1 protein-coding gene is annotated in these 772 nt (G+C 46.9%); it reads left to right on the forward strand.

Annotation, left to right across the window (positions count from 1 at the left end):
- Positions 1–772 (forward strand): IS1634 family transposase (locus tag ACTNCK_RS11755; RefSeq protein WP_441082909.1); only part of this gene is annotated, 772 nt, incomplete at both ends.

Below are 772 nucleotides of genomic sequence, written 5' to 3' on the forward strand. Positions count from 1 at the left end.
CCTCGGGTATAAGAAAGTCAAGCTGGTTATGGACCGTGGATACTACAGTGCTGATAACATCAACGGTTTGTATAAGCAGCACTATAAGTTCCTTGTCGGCGCCAACACAACGCTCTCTTATGCGAAAGCTTACATTAAGGAACTTGGCGACGATATTCGTAATTACGAGAACTACAGCGACCAGTACAAGGTCTACTATGCCAGCAAGACCATCGCATGGAACTATACACAGGACCGTCCTTACAAGGGCGATACCATTACGGCAGACCGCCGAATGTATCTGCATCTCTACTACAATCCGGAGAAGGCTGTAGAAGATGATCAGAAGCGCACTGCCTACTATGTACGGTTGGAAAACGAACTCCGTTCCGGAAAGCATAAGCCTGAGCACGAGAAGGACTATGCAAAATACTTCACGGTACACGAAACACCTGTCCGTGGTAAGAAGATCGTTCCAAACAACGAGGCTATGAGTAAAGCACGTCGACTGTATGGTTACTTTGTTCTGATCAGCAACGAGGTTAAGGATCCGGTAGAAGCCCTGCAGCTCTACCGAACCCGCGACGTTGTAGAGAAAGCGTTCGGCAATCTTAAGGAACGTCTGAACTGCCGGAGAACGCTGGTTTCTTCAGATGCAAGCCTGGAAGGAAAGCTGTTTGTAACCTTTGTTTCTTTGATATATCTGTCCTATATCAAGGACCGGATGCAGAAAAACGAACTTTTTTCAAAGTACACCCTCCAGGGACTCCTGGATGAACTGGATGTTATCGAA

The sequence above is a fragment of the Candidatus Weimeria sp. HCP3S3_B5 genome (genome assembly GCF_052064335.1).
Lineage (GTDB): Bacteria > Bacillota > Clostridia > Lachnospirales > Lachnospiraceae > Weimeria.